This is a genomic window from Kitasatospora griseola (assembly GCF_044999035.1).
GTDB classification, from domain to species: domain Bacteria; phylum Actinomycetota; class Actinomycetes; order Streptomycetales; family Streptomycetaceae; genus Kitasatospora; species Kitasatospora griseola.
The window spans coordinates 7970413-7986757 of sequence record NZ_CP173360.1 but is presented as its reverse complement, the minus strand read 5'-3'; the positions used below and the strand labels follow the sequence as shown (position 1 = coordinate 7986757).

Annotated in this window: 16 protein-coding genes; 11 read left to right on the top strand and 5 right to left on the bottom strand. The window is 73.8% G+C overall.

Annotated features, from left to right (window positions below; genetic code table 11):
• Positions 1-87: 87 nt before the first annotated feature.
• Entirely contained in the window at positions 88-2118 is a 2031-nt protein-coding gene (locus tag ACI1MP_RS35555) for a TOMM precursor leader peptide-binding protein (RefSeq protein ID WP_404870535.1), read from the top strand.
• An 87-nt stretch (positions 2119-2205) separates the two neighbouring features.
• On the opposite strand, the gene ACI1MP_RS35550 is transcribed toward ACI1MP_RS35555, so the two are convergent.
• Positions 2206-2379 (bottom strand): thiazolylpeptide-type bacteriocin, encoded by a 174-nt coding sequence (locus ACI1MP_RS35550; protein ID WP_073810233.1) that lies wholly within the window; start codon positions 2377-2379, stop codon positions 2206-2208.
• 194 nt (positions 2380-2573) lie between these two features.
• Between ACI1MP_RS35550 and ACI1MP_RS35545 the strand changes: the two genes are divergently transcribed.
• Entirely contained in the window at positions 2574-3860 is a 1287-nt protein-coding gene (locus tag ACI1MP_RS35545; protein WP_404870534.1) for an amidohydrolase, read from the top strand.
• Between the two features lie 95 nt (positions 3861-3955).
• On the opposite strand, the gene ACI1MP_RS35540 is transcribed toward ACI1MP_RS35545, so the two are convergent.
• On the bottom strand, positions 3956-4201 hold the full coding sequence (locus tag ACI1MP_RS35540) for a hypothetical protein (RefSeq protein WP_404870533.1): 246 nt from the start codon (positions 4199-4201) through the stop codon (positions 3956-3958).
• A gap of 101 nt (positions 4202-4302) precedes the next feature.
• On the opposite strand from ACI1MP_RS35540, the gene ACI1MP_RS35535 reads away from it, so the two are divergent.
• From ACI1MP_RS35535 to ACI1MP_RS35505, 7 genes are all read left to right on the top strand, one after another.
• Positions 4303-5391, top strand: a complete 1089-nt coding sequence (locus tag ACI1MP_RS35535) for a DUF5937 family protein (RefSeq protein ID WP_404870532.1) — start codon at positions 4303-4305, stop codon at positions 5389-5391.
• A gap of 131 nt (positions 5392-5522) precedes the next feature.
• Positions 5523-5795 (top strand): hypothetical protein, encoded by a 273-nt coding sequence (locus ACI1MP_RS35530; protein WP_404870531.1) that lies wholly within the window; start codon positions 5523-5525, stop codon positions 5793-5795.
• A 101-nt stretch (positions 5796-5896) separates the two neighbouring features.
• On the top strand, positions 5897-6583 hold the full coding sequence (locus ACI1MP_RS35525; protein WP_404870530.1) for a Crp/Fnr family transcriptional regulator: 687 nt from the start codon (positions 5897-5899) through the stop codon (positions 6581-6583).
• Between the two features lie 101 nt (positions 6584-6684).
• On the top strand, positions 6685-7734 hold the full coding sequence (locus ACI1MP_RS35520; RefSeq protein ID WP_404870529.1) for a hypothetical protein: 1050 nt from the start codon (positions 6685-6687) through the stop codon (positions 7732-7734).
• Positions 7731-9944 carry a hypothetical protein gene (locus ACI1MP_RS35515; protein WP_404870528.1) on the top strand — a complete coding sequence of 738 codons (2214 nt, stop codon included), beginning with the start codon at positions 7731-7733 and terminating at the stop codon, positions 9942-9944. Before ACI1MP_RS35520 ends, ACI1MP_RS35515 begins: the two co-directional genes overlap by 4 nt.
• Positions 9934-10935, top strand: coding sequence for a hypothetical protein (locus tag ACI1MP_RS35510; protein WP_404870527.1), 1002 nt, complete (start codon positions 9934-9936; stop codon positions 10933-10935). Before ACI1MP_RS35515 ends, ACI1MP_RS35510 begins: the two co-directional genes overlap by 11 nt.
• Positions 10936-11039: 104 nt before the next feature.
• Positions 11040-11498 (top strand): Pycsar system effector family protein, encoded by a 459-nt coding sequence (locus ACI1MP_RS35505; protein WP_404870526.1) that lies wholly within the window; start codon positions 11040-11042, stop codon positions 11496-11498.
• Positions 11499-11553: 55 nt separating this feature from the next.
• On the opposite strand, the gene ACI1MP_RS35500 is transcribed toward ACI1MP_RS35505, so the two are convergent.
• Both ACI1MP_RS35500 and ACI1MP_RS35495 read right to left on the bottom strand, forming a co-directional pair.
• Complete coding sequence (locus ACI1MP_RS35500) at positions 11554-12195, bottom strand: carbonic anhydrase (RefSeq protein ID WP_043907821.1); 642 nt, start codon at positions 12193-12195, stop codon at positions 11554-11556.
• A 239-nt stretch (positions 12196-12434) separates the two neighbouring features.
• Complete coding sequence (locus ACI1MP_RS35495) at positions 12435-12716, bottom strand: hypothetical protein (RefSeq protein ID WP_404870525.1); 282 nt, start codon at positions 12714-12716, stop codon at positions 12435-12437.
• A 260-nt stretch (positions 12717-12976) separates the two neighbouring features.
• On the opposite strand from ACI1MP_RS35495, the gene ACI1MP_RS35490 reads away from it, so the two are divergent.
• Complete coding sequence (locus ACI1MP_RS35490; RefSeq protein ID WP_404870524.1) at positions 12977-13858, top strand: class I SAM-dependent methyltransferase; 882 nt, start codon at positions 12977-12979, stop codon at positions 13856-13858.
• On the opposite strand, the gene ACI1MP_RS35485 is transcribed toward ACI1MP_RS35490, so the two are convergent.
• Positions 13818-14495, bottom strand: coding sequence for a YoaK family protein (locus ACI1MP_RS35485; protein ID WP_404870523.1), 678 nt, complete (start codon positions 14493-14495; stop codon positions 13818-13820). The genes ACI1MP_RS35490 and ACI1MP_RS35485 overlap by 41 nt on opposite strands.
• A 182-nt stretch (positions 14496-14677) precedes the next feature.
• On the opposite strand from ACI1MP_RS35485, the gene ACI1MP_RS35480 reads away from it, so the two are divergent.
• Positions 14678-16333, top strand: coding sequence for an FAD-binding oxidoreductase (locus tag ACI1MP_RS35480; protein ID WP_404870522.1), 1656 nt, complete (start codon positions 14678-14680; stop codon positions 16331-16333).
• The last annotated feature ends 12 nt before the right edge of the window (positions 16334-16345 follow it).

The window sequence follows — 16345 nt, the reverse complement described above, 5'->3', positions numbered from 1 at the left end:
GTCAGGCCAGAACTCGCTGACCCGCCGCGCGGGCAGACCGATCCCACCCCCCGGCCCGCCCGGCCGGGGTCTCCCCGGAGGCACCAGATGACCACCCCCGCCGAGGCCTCGTTCGAAGCCGCCAGGGACCGGATGGAGCGTCGACTCGCCGAACGCGCCGCCGGCGACGGGCACCCCGCGCCCGCGGTCGCCGTCCTCGGCGGCACCGACCTGCTGCGCCCCGAACCCGCCGACGCCGCCCGCCGTCGCGCCCGCGCCACCGTCCACCTCACCGCGCAGACCGTCCTGATCGGCCCCTGGGGCGGCGACCCCGGCGGCGCGTGCGGCACCTGCCTGGCCATGCGCTGGCAGCGCCTGCGCAGCCGCACCGAACGCGAAGCCCTGGAGACCGGTCGCACCAGCACCCTGACCGGCCCCGGCCTGCCCCCGCTGCCCGACCACGCCGTGGACGCCGTCTGGGCACTGCACCTGCTCACCGCCGACGCCGCCCCGACCGCACTGCCCCAGGTCTCCCGGCTCGACCTGGAGACACTGCGGGTGCAGACCTTCCCGCTGCTCGCCGAACCGCTCTGCCCGTCCTGCGCGGACCGTGACGGCGTGGTCGGTGGCGGGGAGGACCGTGACGGCGTGGTCGGTGGCGGGGAGGACCGTGGCGGCGTGGTCGGTGATGGGGAGGACCGTGACGGTGTGGTCGGCGACGGCGCAGTCCGTGGCGGGGTGCCGGGCGCCGAACAGCCCGTGCTGCCACTGGTCTCCCGCCCCAAGCCCGCCCCCGACCGCCGCCGGCTGCGCCCCGCCGACGGGTACGACCTGCCCGAGGCGGCGCTCGCCAACCCGGTCTGCGGCGTGCTCGGCGCCGGCACCTGGACCGACGTGGTCTCGCCGACCACCGCCCCCGTCGCCGGCTCCGTCTTCATGCGCGGATACGCCGGACTCACCGACGTCACCTGGAGCGGCCAGGCCAATTCCTTCCGGGCCAGCCGCTCGCTCGCCTTCCTGGAAGGCCTGGAACGCTACGCCGGCACCCACCGCCGCTCCAACACGCCCCTCCTGACGGACAGTTACCGCAACCTGGGGGCCGCCGCACTCGACCCCCGCGAATGCGGCCTGTACAGCGAACGCACCTACCGCGACGACCCGATGCTCGGCCCGTTCGACCCCGACCGGCCGATCCCCTGGGTCCAGGGCTGGTCCCTGCGCGACCAGAAGTCCGTCCTGGTGCCTGCCCGGCTCTGCTACTACAGCGCCGGCGTCGCCGCCGACAACTTCGTCTTCGAATGCTCCAACGGCTGCGCCATCGGCAGCTGCCTCGAAGAGGCAATCCTGTACGGCCTGCTCGAACTGATCGAACGGGACGCCTTCCTGATCGGCTGGTACGGCAACGCCCGACTGCCCGAGATCGACCTCACCGCCAGCACCGGTCCCGCGCTGCGCGCGATGCTCGACCGGGCCGCCCTGCTCGGCTACGACGTGCACGCCTTCGACAACCGGATCGACCTCGCCGTCCCCGTCGTCACCGCCCTCGCCGTCCGCCGCGACGGCGGCCCCGGCACCCTCGCGTTCGCCGCCTCCGCCGGGTTCGACCCCGAGGACACCGTCGAATCCGCGGTCTCCGAGATCCTCACCTACATTCCGCACCTGCCCGGCCAGGTCCACGAGCGACCCGCCGAACTCGTCGCGATGGCCGCGGACTTCGACCTGGTGCGCCGCCTGCCCGACCACGCAGCGCTGTTCGGCCTGCCGCAGATGGCCCACCACGCCCGCAGCTACCTCGAACCCACCGCTCCCGCCCGGCCCGCCGCCGAGCTGTACGCCGACTGGGCCGAGACCTGCCCGCGCGGCACCGACCTGCTCGACGACCTGCTGTTCTGCCGCGACCGGTTCACCGACGCCGGGCACGACGTCATCGTGGTCGACCAGACCTCACCCGAACAACGCCGCCTCGGCCTGCACACCGTCAGCACCCTGGTGCCCGGACTGCTCCCCATCGACTTCGGCTGGACCCGCCAGCGCGCCCTCCAACTGCCCCGCCTGCGCACCGCGTTGCGCCGCGGCGGGCTGCGCGCCACCGACCTCGCCGAGGACGAACTGCGGCTCGTCCCGCACCCGTTCCCGTAGGCGCCGCCGAGGCCCTGGCTGTTCGGAAACGGCCGATGGCCCCCCGCCCGTGAGGGCGGAGGGCCACCGGACGACTGCGCCGCAGGCTCAGGCGGTGCAGGAGGTGGTGCTGGTGGTGCTGGAGCAGGTGCTGGTGCTGGAGCAGGAGGTCGAGGAGCCCAGCATGACCTCGGAGGTGTCCGAGTAGTCGCTGATCTCGAAGGTCTCCGACTCGAGGTTCAGGATCTCCTGGGCCAGCGACGCGAGCGAAGTGTCAGCCATGGCACTTCTCCTTTCGGTGCAGGGGGGGCGGCCCGGCCGTCACAGCCGGACCGTGGACGGAAGGAGCCGGCGGCGCTTCTCGCGAATCGCCGTCGCGCACACGTCAGTTCTACCGAGAGCCGCTGGCAGCACCCGGCGAACCCCACTGACAAGTCACTGACCACCCGTCGCCACGCCCCAGGAGCGCCGCCCCGATGACCGCTGCCCCGCCCGACGCTGCCCCCTCCGACGCCGGCCTCGCCCGGGCCGCCGAGCTCTACCTCGACCTGCACCGGCACCCCGAACTGTCCGGTGCCGAGGAGCGCACCGCCGCCCGCTTCGCCGAACGGCTGGCCGAGGTCGGGTACCAGGTGACCCGCGGCATCGGCGGCCACGGCGTCGCCGCCGTGCTGCGCAACGGCCCCGGACCGGTGGTCATGCTGCGCGCCGAACTCGACGCGCTGCCGGTCGCCGAACGAACCGGCCTGCCGTACGCCAGCACCGCCACCGGCCGCACCCCCGACGGCCGGGAGGTGCCGGTGATGCACGCCTGCGGCCACGACGTCCACCTCGCCTGCGCCGCCGGGGCCGCCGCCGCACTCGCGGACGACCGGGACGCCTGGCGCGGCACCGTGCTGGTGGTCGGCCAGCCCGCCGAGGAGACCCTGTCGGGTGCGCGGGCCATGCTGGCGGACGGCCTGTACCGGCGCTTCGAGCCGCCCTCGGTGGTGCTCGCCCAGCACACCGCGCCGCTGCCCGCCGGAATGGTCGCCCACGGCCGGGGCCCGGTGACGGCCGGCAGCCGCACCCTGCGCGTGGTGATCCACGGCCGCGGCGGGCACGCCGGCGCACCCCACCTGGCCCTGGACCCCGTGGTGGCGGCCGCCGCCGTCGTCCTGCGGCTCCAGTCGATCGTCGCCCAGGAGACCTCGCCCGCCGAGCAGTTGGTGGTCACCGTCGGCTCCCTGGAGGCGGCCGGCCAGGGCAACGTGATCCCCGACCGGGCGGTGCTGGCGGTGACGGTGCGCGGCTTCGCCGAGGAATCCCTGGAGCGGGCCTGCACCGCCGTGCGGCGGATCGTCCGCGGCGAGGCCGCCGCCTCCGGCTGCCCTCGGGAACCCGAGTTCGAGGAGCTCTCCCGCTCCGGCGTCAACACCCCCGACCCGGCCCTCGCCGAACAACTGCGCACCGCGCACCGGAAGTTGTTCGGCCCCGCCCGGGTCGCCGAGTGGCCGCCCGCGCTCGCCACCGAGGACTTCCCACTGTTCGGCCCCGCCGGCGAGAGCCTGCACGGCGTGCCCGGCATCCGCACCGCGTACTGGATGCTCGGCATGGTCGGCCCCGAGCAGTGGGCCGCCGCCCCCGGCCCCGACGCCGCCCGGAAACTCGCCGCCCTGCCCGCCAACCACTCACCCGAGTTCCGCCCCCAGGTCGGCGCCACCCTGCGCACCGGCATCGCCGCCCTGCACGCGGCTGCGCTTGCGAGCCTCGGCAGGCCGTAGCCGGTCGACGGGGCGTCGGTGTCCACGGCCGTCCCAGCGCCAGGGCGGAGCGCCAGGGCGGAGCGCCAGGGCGGAGCGTCGGGAACGGTGGGTCGCTACGGGCGGCCGAACCAGTCGCGCAGACGGCGGCGGAGGCCTGCGGCCGGGCGGCGGGGCTCGTAGTGGTGGGTGTCCCGGCGGTGGGTGTCCCGGTGGTGGGTGTCTCGGTGGCGGGTCTCGCGGTGATGGGTGAGGGCCGCGCGCAGCGTCGCGAGGTCGTGGGTGCCGGGCAGGGGCGGGGCCGGTTCGCCGTGGTGGGCGGCGCGGGCGCTGTCGAGCAGGTGCTGGTGCAGTGCGTTCACCCGCCCACCCTGGGCCACGGGCCGCCCGGCAGTCCCGTCGTTTGACGGCTCCCGTCAAACGACCCGAGGGGTTTCTCCTCCCGACGCGGCACCATGGACAGGTGAGCGTGACCATCGACATCACCGGCCTGGCGCACGAGCGCATCGTCTTCCGCCCCTCGCCGCTGGCCGAACTCGGCAACGCCTTGCACGCGCTGGCCGAGCCCGACCACCACACCGGACTGCACGCGTGGACGACGGCGACCACCGCCGCCCTCGCGCCGGACCTCGCCGACCGGCTGCTGGAGGCCGAGTTCATGTGGCAGTCGACGCGCTCCGACTTCCTGCTGCCGCCGCACCCCCGGGAGACCCTCGCCGAGGAGCTCGACGACCTCGACCGGATGGACGACGAGAAGTTCGTCGGCGCGGCGCTGGAGATCTCCTGCAGCACCAGCTTCTACTCCAGGGGCCTGCCGTCGCCCCTGGTCGACGAGTGGTCCCGGCGGCGCGCACTCGACCTCGCCGCCGCCCGCGGCCCGCGCCAGGCGGCGTTCGTGGAACGGATGCTCGCCGACCCCACCGCCGCCCGCGCCTGGATCCGACGCCTGCTGGAGGACTGCGACCGGGCGTTCTTCGCCGACACCTGGCAGCGGGTTCGCGACGGGCTCGCCGCCGACGCCCGGGACAAGACCGAACTGCTGCGGCGCAAGGGCCTGGCGGCGTCGCTCACGGCGGCGTCCCCGGCGCTGAGCCTGGCAGAGGACGAGCACGGCACCCGCATCGTCGTCGACAAGCTCGTGCAGGGCCGCACCCGGGCGGACACCGCCGTCACCCTGCTGCCGAGCGTCTTCGGCCGGCCGCACCTGTTCACCCTGTACGCGCCGGGCTGGCAGCCGGTGATCCAGTACCCCGCCGCCGGCCACGGCCTCGACCACACCGATTCGACCGAGACGATCGTGCTGCGGCTGGAGGCGCTCACCCACCCGGTGCGGATCAGCCTGTGCCGCCACCTCGCGCGCGGCGCGTACTCGACCAACGAGCTGGCCGACGCGTCCGGCATCACCGCCCCGGAGGCCTCCCGACACCTGGCTGTACTGCGGAAGGCCGGGTTGGTCGTCACCCGGCGACGGGGCCGCTACGTCCTCCACCAGCTCGACCTTCCGGTCGTCGCGCGGATCGGCGGCGACTTCCTGGAGTCCGTGCTGCGCTGACCCGGCCGAATCCGGTCGGAACGCGGACCGCTGCGGCGCCCGTCGGGCGTTCCCGTGATCCGGGTCAACCGGCAGCGGCTGGTGGGCCGTTGTGCTCGGATGGAGGCCGGAGCGGGTGACGGGGAGGCACCGTGACGAACGCCGGGACCGTCGCCCCCGCCACCGGCCGCAACCGTCCCGCTCGGAGGCCGGAGAACCCGATGACCCTGTCCGACCCCGACCGCCTCATTGACCGTCAGGTCCTGCTCGCCGCCCTCACCGAAGAGCCCGCCTGCGCCGACACCGCCGCCGACCTCCTCACCGACCCGCCCACCGAGTCCCGCCTCGGCGGCACCCTCGCCCTGGCCGGCGTCGTCGTCCTCGCCGCCGCCATCACCCGGCTCCTCGGCTCCGGCCGCGACTGATCGGGCCTGACCCGGTCGGGCTGGGGCCTCCCGCGGTCCCTTCGGTACGGACCGTGTCCAAATACCCACGCCGCGTGCACGTCCGGCCGTAGGGTCTTCCCGTGACCGAGGCCGCCGCACCACCCCCGTCCGACACCCAGGGCCGGACGCTCCGTCAGCTGATGGGCGAACCCGCCTGGGCGGCGATGCTCGGCGGTGCACTGGTGCGCCGCCACTCCATCGGCTCCACGCTGCTCAGGCAGGGCGAGCCCGGACAGCACGTGCTGGCGCTGCTCGGCGGCGTGGCGAAGGTGCTCCGGCTCGAACGCAGCGGCGAGCTCACCCTGTTGGCGTTCCGCGGCCCGGGTGAACTGCTCGGCGAAGTGGCCGTCCTGGACGGCGGTACCCGCTCGGCGAACGTGCTGTCCATCACCGACTGCACCGTGGCCGTGCTCGCAAAGCCGGCCTTTCTGCGTGTCGTCGCCGATCAGGATCTGTACCCCGTCCTGGTCCGCTACGCGCTCGCCCGCCTGCGCGAATCCGACCTCGCCCGGGCCGGCGGCGACATACTGCCTCGCCTCGCCGCCGCCCTGCTCACCCTCGCCGACCTGTCCGCCGCGCCGCCCGGTTCTGCCGTCGAACTCGCCCTCACTCGCGAAGAGTTGGCTCAACATCTCGGCGTCTCCCGGAACACCGTCAGCGCCGGTCTCGGCGACCTCGGCCCGTTCGGCGTGCAATGCGCGAGGAAGCGCATCCTGCTCACCGATCTGCCCGCCCTGCGCCGTGCCGCTCCCCGCTCGGCGCTGTGACGTCCGTCACCGTCCTTCTGCACCGAGCGGGCACACCGCGCCGCGCGAACTCGGAAAGCTGGAGGCGCTTCGTCCGCACAAGGAGATTCCGAGGTGCCGTCATGACCCAGTACGACCCGATGCGCCCGACCGGCCGACCCCTTCCGCAGGCCAGCGCCCTGCCGTACACCCGAAGTCGCCAATTGCCGCCCTACCGGGGGCTGGTGGCCGTCGACGCCAAGGACTTCACCGGACATCCTGCGATCGAGCACGGGGTGATCAGCCGGGCCGTGCCGGAACTGCTGGAGCGCTCCTTCGAACGCGCCGACCTGGCCCACGTCTGGGCCGACCGGCGGTTCCCCGCCTCCACCGGCGACGGCTACATCTTCGGCTTCGACCCGACCTGGATGCCGTTCCTGATCCACCCCTGGCTGCACACCCTGCAGGACGAACTGGCCAAGTTCAACGTGTACTCGGCGGGCGCTGTCCACACCCGGCTGCGGGTCAGCCTGCACATCGGCCCGCTGCCCGACACCGGCGACGAGTTCGACGGCAACGGGACCCCGCGCAACGACACCCACCGGCTGCTCGACTCCCGCCCCGTCAAGGCCGTGCTCGCCGCATCCAGCGAGAGCATCACCCACGTCGCCGCGATCCTCTCCGACCGCTGCTACCAGGACGCCGTCGCCTCCGGCTACACCGGCCGTCACCCCGACCACTTCATCGAGGTCCCCGCCACCGTCGAGGGCAAGAAGTTCGACCAGCGGGCCTGGCTGTACGTGCCGACGCCCTCCGGCAACCTCTACGACCGCCGCATCCTGGGCGACCGGGTCGTCGACGAACACGAGAACGTGCGGGGACGTGCCGAGCCGACGGAGGGCGAGCCGGACACCGGGCGAGTGAAGAGCCGGGTCGCGCGGACCCGCATCACCCAGCAGGCCGACCGGGGCATCATCAACACCGGTACCGTGCACGGCGGTCAGAGCGTCACCAACAGCGGCCGGGACAGCGTCGGTGGCGACTGGGTCGGCGGCGACAGGTTCGAAGGGGACTACGTCGGCGGCGACCGCCTCGACATCGCCGGTGACTACGTCGGCGGGAACAGGGCCGGCACCGTGACCGGCAACCAGGGCGACACCGTGCGCGGCAACAAGCGGGAGAAGCGCCGGTGAGCGGGCCCGGCGTCGAAGAGGCCCGTGACGGCGGCAGGCCGCTCGAACTGACGGCCGGTCCAATCCCGGACGGCGACACGGATGGCGAGACCGGGGGCGACGACCACGAGGACCGCGAGGGCTACGACGACTTCGACCGCTTCGCCGAGGAACTCCCGGGCGGGCAGCAGCCGTTCGTCATCTACGCCCCGAACGGCAACATCAACACCGGTGCCGTGCACGGCGGCCAGCGGGTGGAGAACAACGGTGCTGCCGGCGGCGGCCCCGGGACCCGCAGGGTCGAGGCGCACGAAGGGCCCATTCCGGCCCAGGAGACCCTCGACGCGCGGTTCGGATTCGCCGAACCCGAATGGTTCCCCAGGGCGTTGGCCGAACTCGGCACCGGGGTCCTGTTCCTGGCCGGTGAACCCGGTAGCGGCCGCCGGACGGCCGCGCTCAACCTGCTGTACCGGCACAGCGGCAAGAGCCTGGACCTGCGGGCCCTGGACAACGGGGTGGACCTCTCCTCCTGGAAGCCCGCCCGCGGTGGAGCGCGCGGCTACCTGGTGAACGGCCTGATGTCCCACCGCCCGCTCGGTCCCGGCGTGTTGGCGAACCTGCGCGACAAACTCAAGGCCGCCGACGCGCGCATGGTGATCGTCCTGCCCGACGAGCCTGTCATGGTCCGCAGCCTCACCCGTGACCTGCACGTCGAACCGGTCCGCTGCACCCCACCCGAACCCCGCGCGGTCTTCGAGGCCCGCCTCAAGGCGACCGTCCCGTCCGGCGAGCGTCGAGAACGGCTGACGGGCGCACTCGGAGAGGTGCTCGACGAGCTGCTGGCCGACGACCTGACGCCTTCCCAAGTGGCCGAACTGGTAGCCGAATTGGCCGGAAGCGAGGACGACCGGCCCGACCCCGAAGCGCTGCGCGAGCGGCTCAGCTACCTGGCCGAGGGCGAAGTGCCCGAACTGCTCGACCGGCTCCGCGACGACCCCGACGGCCTGGCCTTCCTGTTGGCCATCAGCGTTTTCGAAGGACTCGACCACCGCATCGTCCAGGAGGAGGCGGCAGAGCTCCTCGCCTTGGCCGACGGGCGACTCGACGCCGTCCTGACCGGCAGCGACGACACGGCGGACCGCGCCACCCGGCCCAACCCGACGTTCGTGCTGCGCCGGCCGCTCGAGGAACTGCTCCGGATCGTCCGTGCCGAATGCCGACCGCCGGAGATCCGCAACACCTCCAGGTTCAACTACACCGTCGAACCGGTGCACTTCACCCGGCACCGCCAGGGCGAGACCGTGCTGCGCCACCTGTGGCGACAGTACAACGGGTCGTCGGGGCTGCTCACCGAGTGGATGGACACCACCCGAGGACGGGACGGCGACCAGGCCGAGCGGGTCGGCCGGGTGATGGGTCTGGCCGCCGGCTGGGGCGGCGGCCGCCGGGCACTGCAGCACATCCAGGAGCTGGCGGCTTCCGAACGGGCGAAGAGCCGAACGGCCGCCGCCTACGCGCTCGGCATCGCCGCGCAGGACCCGGTGCTCGCCACCGAGGTCAAGCACCGCCTCAACCAGTGGAGTCACCAGGCCGGAGCGTACCTTCGCTGGACCACCGCGTACGCCTGCGGGACGGACTTCGGTCTGGCCCGGCCGGACGTCGCTCTCGCCATGCTCAACCGTTGCCACCGGGGCCAGGACGGCAAGGAGGCCGGCGTGGCCGTCGAAGTGCGCCGGGCGCTGTCCCGGCTGTTCACCGGCGGCAACCAGGATTCGGTGTTCCGCGCCGTCGCCGGCTGGGCGCGGGAGTCCGACAGCGACGCGGAACTCGCCCTGCAGATCTTCCCCGAGCTGATGCGCCGGGATGCTGGTTGGTTCGCGGAGCAGCTGACCACCCGCACCGAACACGCCGAGGCGGTTCTAGGCCTGGTGCGCCGACTCCTCGACGAGGACCGTCACTTCGGCACCATGTGCGGCACCGTGCTCGGGTGGTGCCACACCGCCGCCTGGGCCGACTGGCTCCGCCCGGCCGTGGAGACCCTGCTCTCCGCCCTCGCCCAGGACATGCGGCACGGCGTCCTCGCCCTGTTCGTCGAGATCGACCGCTACGACGGCGACCTGGCAGGCCGTCACATCGCGCGGCACGCCCTGGAGAACTGGCGGCGAGGCAGCCACCCGACGGCCGACGGCCGCAACCCCGAACCCTCGCACGGAGGATCCGATGTCCACTGAGAGCGACCCGCCCCTGTACGTCCGTGCCCCGCAGGCCGTGTGGTGGGAGGTCCTGCGCCACCGCTGGTCCGCGCCGCGCAACCGGGCGCTGGTGCTGCGCGACCGCAGCGGCGGCTACCACCGGGCCGGGGCCGAGCAGGGCACCTGGGGTCCGGAAGGCCCGATCCTCAACAGGTTCCCGGCCGCACGGCTGCGCCTGCGCGACTACGACCAGGCGTTCCACGTCGGGCTCGACCAGCGCGGCGGCACCCGCACGGTCGCCCTGCCGACCGGGCGCGGCACCGCGTCGACCGACGTCCGGGTGCTGTGGTGGGTGGACGACGCCGCCCAGGTGGTGCGCAGCGGCACCCTGCACGGCTGGCATCCGGTCCGCACGGAACTCGAACGGTGCCTGGCGATGATCGGCAACGAGTACGCCGCCGTCGGAAAGCGGATCACCGCCGATGTCCTGCTCCGGTACCTCGGCGCACCCCGTCGCCTGCCCGACCACGGCCTGGTCTACCGCGTCGCGGACGTCCTCACCCACGAGAACGCCGAGGAACTGCGGCTCGGCGAACCGGTGGAGGGCGGTGCGCCGTACCCGTGGACCGACACCCGGGAGGAGTACGAGTTCTGCAAGCAGGCTGTCCAGGAAGGCCCCGTATCGCTCGCCGCGCTCTGGCTGGTGCGGCACCCGGAGCAGGTCAGCCAGGTGCTGGACTGGGCGGTCGCGCACGCCGAGCTGATTCGCGGGGAGACCACCTGGCAGGACGAACTGGCGGGTCTGCTCGGCAAATTGACGAAGCAGGAACAGGCGGAGCTCTCCCTGCTGCTGCGCGACCGGCTGTCGGCGCTCGGCCGCCGCGTCCCCGGCCCGACACCGCCGTCCGGCCCGCAGGCCGCGGCCCCCGGGGCGCAGACGCCGTGGCCCGGCGACGACCGGGCTGCGGGCGGGCCGAACGGCGCGAACGGTCGAGTGGTCGGCGACCGGCTGAACGGAGTGCGCCGGTGACGCGGTTACCGGTTCGGCACCGGACGACTTCGGTCGCGCTGCGCAGGCGGCGGGAGACGGGAGACCGGGGGCCGACGGGGCGCAGCGCGCGGGCGGTGGCGGCGATGGAGCGGTTGGCGGTCGCGAACAGTGCCGAGATCAGCCGGGCCGATGCGAAGGCCGCGGTGCTGCTGGGCTTCACGGGCGCGGCGTTCGGGGCGTTCCTCCCGCTGAGCCGGGGTGGTGGCGCATCGTGGCCCGTGCATCTGCTGTGGTGGACGACGGCGATGAGCGCGTTGCTGGCGGTGGCGTGCTTCGTCGCGGCGATCGTGCCGCGCCGCCGTCGGGGGCGGCCCAGGCCGTCGGGGGCACCCGGCTACTTCGAGCACATCACTGCGGAGGGCGGGGCCGAGCGGCTGGGCGGCGAGTTCGAGGCGTCCGGGCGCGACCCGGGGCAGGCGCTGCTGGCCTCGCTGATCGGAACGAGTGCGATCATCCGCTCGAAGTACCGATGGATCGAGGCGGGGACGACGCTGCTGCTGCTTGCGCTGGTGCAGTTCGGCGCGGTGCTACGGCCGGTCTGACATGCCACAGCCCCGGCCGGGGTGGCCGGGGCTGCGGGTGGGATGGGTGGGGTGGTCAGGCGGCGGCAGGGGTGGGGAGGTCGAGGCCGCGGGTGGTGACCAGGTGGGCGGTGCCGTCGACCAGGCGGTAGGAGAGGCCGACGACGGCGGTGCGGCCGGCGGCGACCGCGTCGGAGAGGATGCGCGAGCGCTCCATGAGGAGGGCCACGGTGTGCCTTATGTGCTCGTTGATGAAGTGGGAGTTGTCGGTGTGGCCGGCGGCGTTCGCGGCGAGCACGCTCGGGGTGACCCGCTCGATCACGTCGCGGACGAAGCCCTCGCCGGTGGCGCCGGCGGCGACCGCCTCGCGGGTGGCGGCGACCGCGCCGCAGGAGTCGTGGCCGAGGACCACGACCAGCGGGGTGCCCAGCAGGCTCACGCCGTACTCGATGCTGCCGAGCACCTCCGGGCCGAGCACGTGGCCGGCGGTGCGGACCACGAACAGGTCGCCGAGGCCCTGGTCGAAGATGATCTCGGCGGCGAGTCGGGAGTCGGAACAACCGAACATCACCGCGAACGGGGCCTGCGCCGGTGCGGTCTGGGCGCGGCGGGCGGCATCCTGGTTCGGGTGCTCGGGGCCGCCGGCGACGAACCTGCCGTTGCCCGCCAGCAGCATCTCGAAGGCTTCGGTGGGAGTGAGGTGCGCGGCGTCTGTCATGCCCGCAGACTACGTCCCCTGCCTATCGGGAGGCTCGTCCGGGCCACCTCCTGGACTCTTTCGAGTCGTTCGGAAACCGGGGCGAATCGGTGGAGACCGGGCGGAATCGTTCGGATATCGGTGTGTCGAAGGCGATAATTATGCACCGAATGCGCCATTGGTGCGGACACCGCCGACCCCGTCGATACCGCCGATTGCCGCCGCGGCGCCGTTGACTCCCGGCCGGGGTCGGGCGCCGCTCAGTAGCAGCGGTAGTCGCGGGTGCCCTCGTAGGTGTCGCCGAAGTTGTTGCGGAACACCACGTTGTAGTGGCCGTAGCGGTAGCCGTTGCCGCCGGTGTACGTGTACGACAGGGTCTGCACGAAGCCGCCGTTGCCGTAGTAGTTGGTGTAGGAGTCCGGGCAGCCCATGCCGCTCAGGTCGGCGATCGGCGCGGCGAAGGCGGTGCCCGCCAGTCCGAGCGTCAGGGCGCCGCCGAGGGCGAGGGCGGATGCGGCCTTGGCGGCGCGGCGAACGGGCATGGGGGCTCCTTGGAGTGTGGGGGCCGTTTGGGGTGTGCGGAGGCCCTTGTGGGGGCGGGCCGATCCTGCCCGGGTTGAATTGATCGCGTCAATGGTATGGACCAATTCGGACGAGAGGGTGGCTGGATTCCGGCCCGGCGGGCGGTAATGTCCGGTTGCGCCGGTGTGGTGAACGGGCGGCGGCGTCGCGGGACGGGCGGCCGGCGGCGTCGCGGAGCGAGAAGCGGGCGTCGCCGGACGAGGCGCGGAGGGCAGGCACGGTGGACGGCTGGGAGTGGGACGAGACGCTGTTCGCCGGCGCGGCCGAGCACTGTGCGCGCGGGCGGCTCCCGTACGCCCCCGGGCTGGCGCAGGCACTCGCCCGGGCCCTGCAACTCGACGGCGCCGGAAGGCTGTTGGACCTCGGCTGCGGCCCAGGGACGCTCGCGCTCGGCCTGGCCGAGCTGTTCCGCGAAGTGGTCGGCGTGGACCCGGACGTCGGGATGCTCGCCGAGGCGGCCCGGGCCGCCGGGCGCGCCGGACTGGCCGGTCGGGCCCGCTGGGTGAACGCCCGCGCCGAGCAACTGCCGTTCGGGCTGGGCACGTTCACCGTCGCCACGTTCGGCAACTCGTTCCACTGGATGGACCGCGAGCAGGTCGCCGCCACCGTCCACGACCTGCTCCGCCCGGGCGGCGCGGCCGTCCACCTCGCCGACTGGAAGGCCGAACCGCGAACCACCTCCGGCCTCCCGCACCCGCCGCTGCCGCAGGACGCCGTCGACGCCCTGGTCCGCGCCTACCTGGGCCCCGTCCGACGCGCCGGGCGCGGCCTGCTGCCGCACGGAACGCCCGGCGGCGAGTCCGAGATCTTCGCCCGGGCCGGTTTCGCGGGCCCCGAACGCCTGATCGTCCCCGGCGGGGCCGTCCTGGAACGCACCGAGGACGACGCCGTCGCCGCCGTGCTCTCCCTCTCCTCCTCCGCCCCGCACCTGTTCGGCCCGCGCCTGCCCGCCTTCGAGGCCGACCTGCGCCGGCTGCTCCGCGGGGCGTCCCCGTCGGGCCTCTTCGCCGTCCGGTTGCCGAGCACCGAGGCGGTGATCCGGCGCGCGGACCGGTTCGGCGTCAGGCGCGGTCCCGGTAGAGGACGGCCGTCGCGGCGGTGAGGACGGCGGCCAGGACGAGCGCCCAGGGGAGGTGGTGGTGCAGGACCAGCAGGGCGCCCGGGACGGTGCCGGCGGTCATGGTGAGGGCGGCGAGGACGCGGCGGCGCTGGTGCGGGGAGTGCCGGCCGGCCAGGCGGGTGTCGGCGGCGAGGCCGGTCAGGGTCATGGTCAGGACGGTGGTGGTGAGGTCGGGGACGCCGAGGCTGCGGACGGTGGCGTTGCGCAGGCCCATGGCGAGGGCGAGCAGCGCGATCACGCCGTACTGGAGGGCGCCGCCCGTGCCGAAGGCGAAGGCCGCGGCGGCGGCCGCGAGGTGCAGCAGCGTCTCGGCGGCGAGCGCGGGCCGCAGCCGGCCGAGGGTGAGGCGTCCGGCGAGGGCCGCGCCGAGCAGGAACGCGGCGAGCGAGGTGAGGGAGCCGAGGACGGAGAACCCGGGCGCGCCGGCCAGCGCGAAGCCGATGACCACCACGTTGCCGGTCATGTTGGCGGCGAACACGTGGGACAGCCCGAGGTAGCTGACGGCGTCGATCAGGCCGCTGACCGCCGTGAGCCCGAACAGCGCGAGGGCCAGCGGGTCGCCGTCCTCGGTGGTCGCGCCGATCGGCCGGGGCGGCGGGGTGGCGGCGGACGTGGACACGGCTCCTCCGGACGGACGGACGGACGGACGGGCGGACTGACGGGCGGTCAGCAGCCTGCCAGAGCGCCGCCGCACGGGGACGGGACCCGCCGACACGTCCGGCCGAACCCTGGGCGCGGGCGGCGTCGGCAGGCATCCTGGGGAGGATCGGCGGAACCGGCCCTCGGCAAACGGGAATGACGATGGATCAGCAGGACGTGTCCGGAGTGCGGCTGAACCGTCGGGGCCTGCTGGCCGCCGCAGCGGTCGGCCTGGCGGCAGCGGGCAGCCCGGGGAGCGCCGTCGCGGCGGGCCCGCCCACGGGCCGGGACCCGGAGACGTTCGGGCCGGCGGGGGTGCGGCCGGGGGACCCGCGGTACGAGAGCCTGCTCAGGGGCGACAACCACCGGTTCGTCGGGCGCCCGGACGAGGTGCGGGTGGTGGGCAGCACCGCGCAGGTGGTGCAGGCCGTGCAGGACGCCGTCCGCGACGGGCGGCGGATCGGGGTGCGCAGCGGCGGCCACTGCTTCGAGGACTTCACCGCCGACCCGGAGATCCGCCTCCTGCTGGACCTGTCGCAGCTGGACGCGGTGGGCTACGACCCGTCGCGGCGCGCGTTCGAGGTGCAGCCCGGCGCCACCCTGGGCCGGGTCTACCGGACGCTGTTCAAGGGCTGGGGCGTGACCATCCCGGCCGGCGGCTGCCCCGAGGTCGGTGCGGGCGGCCACCTGGTCGGCGGCGGGTACGGCCCGCTCTCCCGGCGGTACGGTTCGGTGGTCGACCACCTGTACGGCGTCGAGGTGGTGGTCGTCGACCGGGACGGCACCGCCCGCGCGGTGGTCGCCACCCGCGAGCCGGACGACCCCCACCGGGACCTGTGGTGGGCGCACACCGGCGGTGGCGGCGGCAACTTCGGCGTGGTCACCCGGTACTGGCTGCGCTCGCCCCGGGCCGACGCGGAGGCCCGGGCGGCCGCCCCCGACCCGCGCCGCCTGCTGCCGCCCGCCCCGGCCGAGATCCTCGAAGCCGTGGTGGAGTGGACCTGGGACCCGGCGAAGACCACCGAGCAGGCCGTCACCACCCTGATCCGCAACTTCTGCACCTGGCACGAGACTCACAGCGACCCGGGCTCGCCCTACGACGCCCTCTACGCGATCCTCCAACTCGCCCACCAGGACGCCGGAACGTTCTCGATGGTGGTGCAGATCGACGCCGGCGTCCCCCACGCGGCCGACCTGGTCAACGAGTTCGTCACCCACGTGAACACCGGGACCGGCCTCGACCCCGACGGCGGCAGCGCCACCGCGCCCTGGCTGTACGTGCTGACCTGGCCGGGCAACGGCGAGTCCGGCAACCTCGTCACCCGCCGCTACAAGGGCAAGGCCGGCTACCTGAAGCGCTCCTTCACCGACGCCCAACTCACCACGATCCACCGCCACTTGACGAACAGCACCGGAAACGCCGCCTGCGGCATGCTGATCGTCGGCTACGGCGGCCAGGTCCGCGCGGTGGATCCCGGGGCGACCGCGGTGGCCCAGCGCGACGTGGTGATGAAGGCGGTCTACCACAGCATCTGGGCCGCGGAGCAGGACGACGCCGCCAACCTGGCCTGGGTGCGCGAGCTGTACCGCGACGTCCACCGGGACACCGGCGGGGTGCCCGTCCCCGGCGAGGTCAGCGACGGCTCCTACATCAACTACCCGGACGTCGACCTCGCCGACCCGGCCTGGAACACCTCCGGCGTCCCCTGGCACACCCTCTACTACAAGGACAACTACCCGCGCCTGCAACGCGTCAAGGCCCGCTGGGACCCGCGCGACGTGTTCCGGCACGCCCTCTCGATCGAACTGCCGCGCTGACCTGAACCGACG

What these genes read in the sequence shown, in the direction of transcription:
- ACI1MP_RS35555 (WP_404870535.1), top strand. Translation starts at nt 88, where the DNA reads ATGACCACCCCCGCCGAGGCCTCGTTCGAAGCCGCCAGGGACCGGATG.
- ACI1MP_RS35550 (WP_073810233.1), bottom strand. Translation starts at nt 2,379, where the DNA reads ATGGCTGACACTTCGCTCGCGTCGCTGGCCCAGGAGATCCTGAACCTC.
- ACI1MP_RS35545 (WP_404870534.1), top strand. Translation starts at nt 2,574, where the DNA reads ATGACCGCTGCCCCGCCCGACGCTGCCCCCTCCGACGCCGGCCTCGCC.
- ACI1MP_RS35520 (WP_404870529.1), top strand. Translation starts at nt 6,685, where the DNA reads ATGACCCAGTACGACCCGATGCGCCCGACCGGCCGACCCCTTCCGCAG.
- ACI1MP_RS35510 (WP_404870527.1), top strand. Translation starts at nt 9,934, where the DNA reads ATGTCCACTGAGAGCGACCCGCCCCTGTACGTCCGTGCCCCGCAGGCC.
- ACI1MP_RS35505 (WP_404870526.1), top strand. Translation starts at nt 11,040, where the DNA reads ATGGAGCGGTTGGCGGTCGCGAACAGTGCCGAGATCAGCCGGGCCGAT.
- ACI1MP_RS35500 (WP_043907821.1), bottom strand. Translation starts at nt 12,195, where the DNA reads ATGACAGACGCCGCGCACCTCACTCCCACCGAAGCCTTCGAGATGCTG.
- ACI1MP_RS35495 (WP_404870525.1), bottom strand. Translation starts at nt 12,716, where the DNA reads ATGCCCGTTCGCCGCGCCGCCAAGGCCGCATCCGCCCTCGCCCTCGGC.
- ACI1MP_RS35480 (WP_404870522.1), top strand. Translation starts at nt 14,678, where the DNA reads ATGGATCAGCAGGACGTGTCCGGAGTGCGGCTGAACCGTCGGGGCCTG.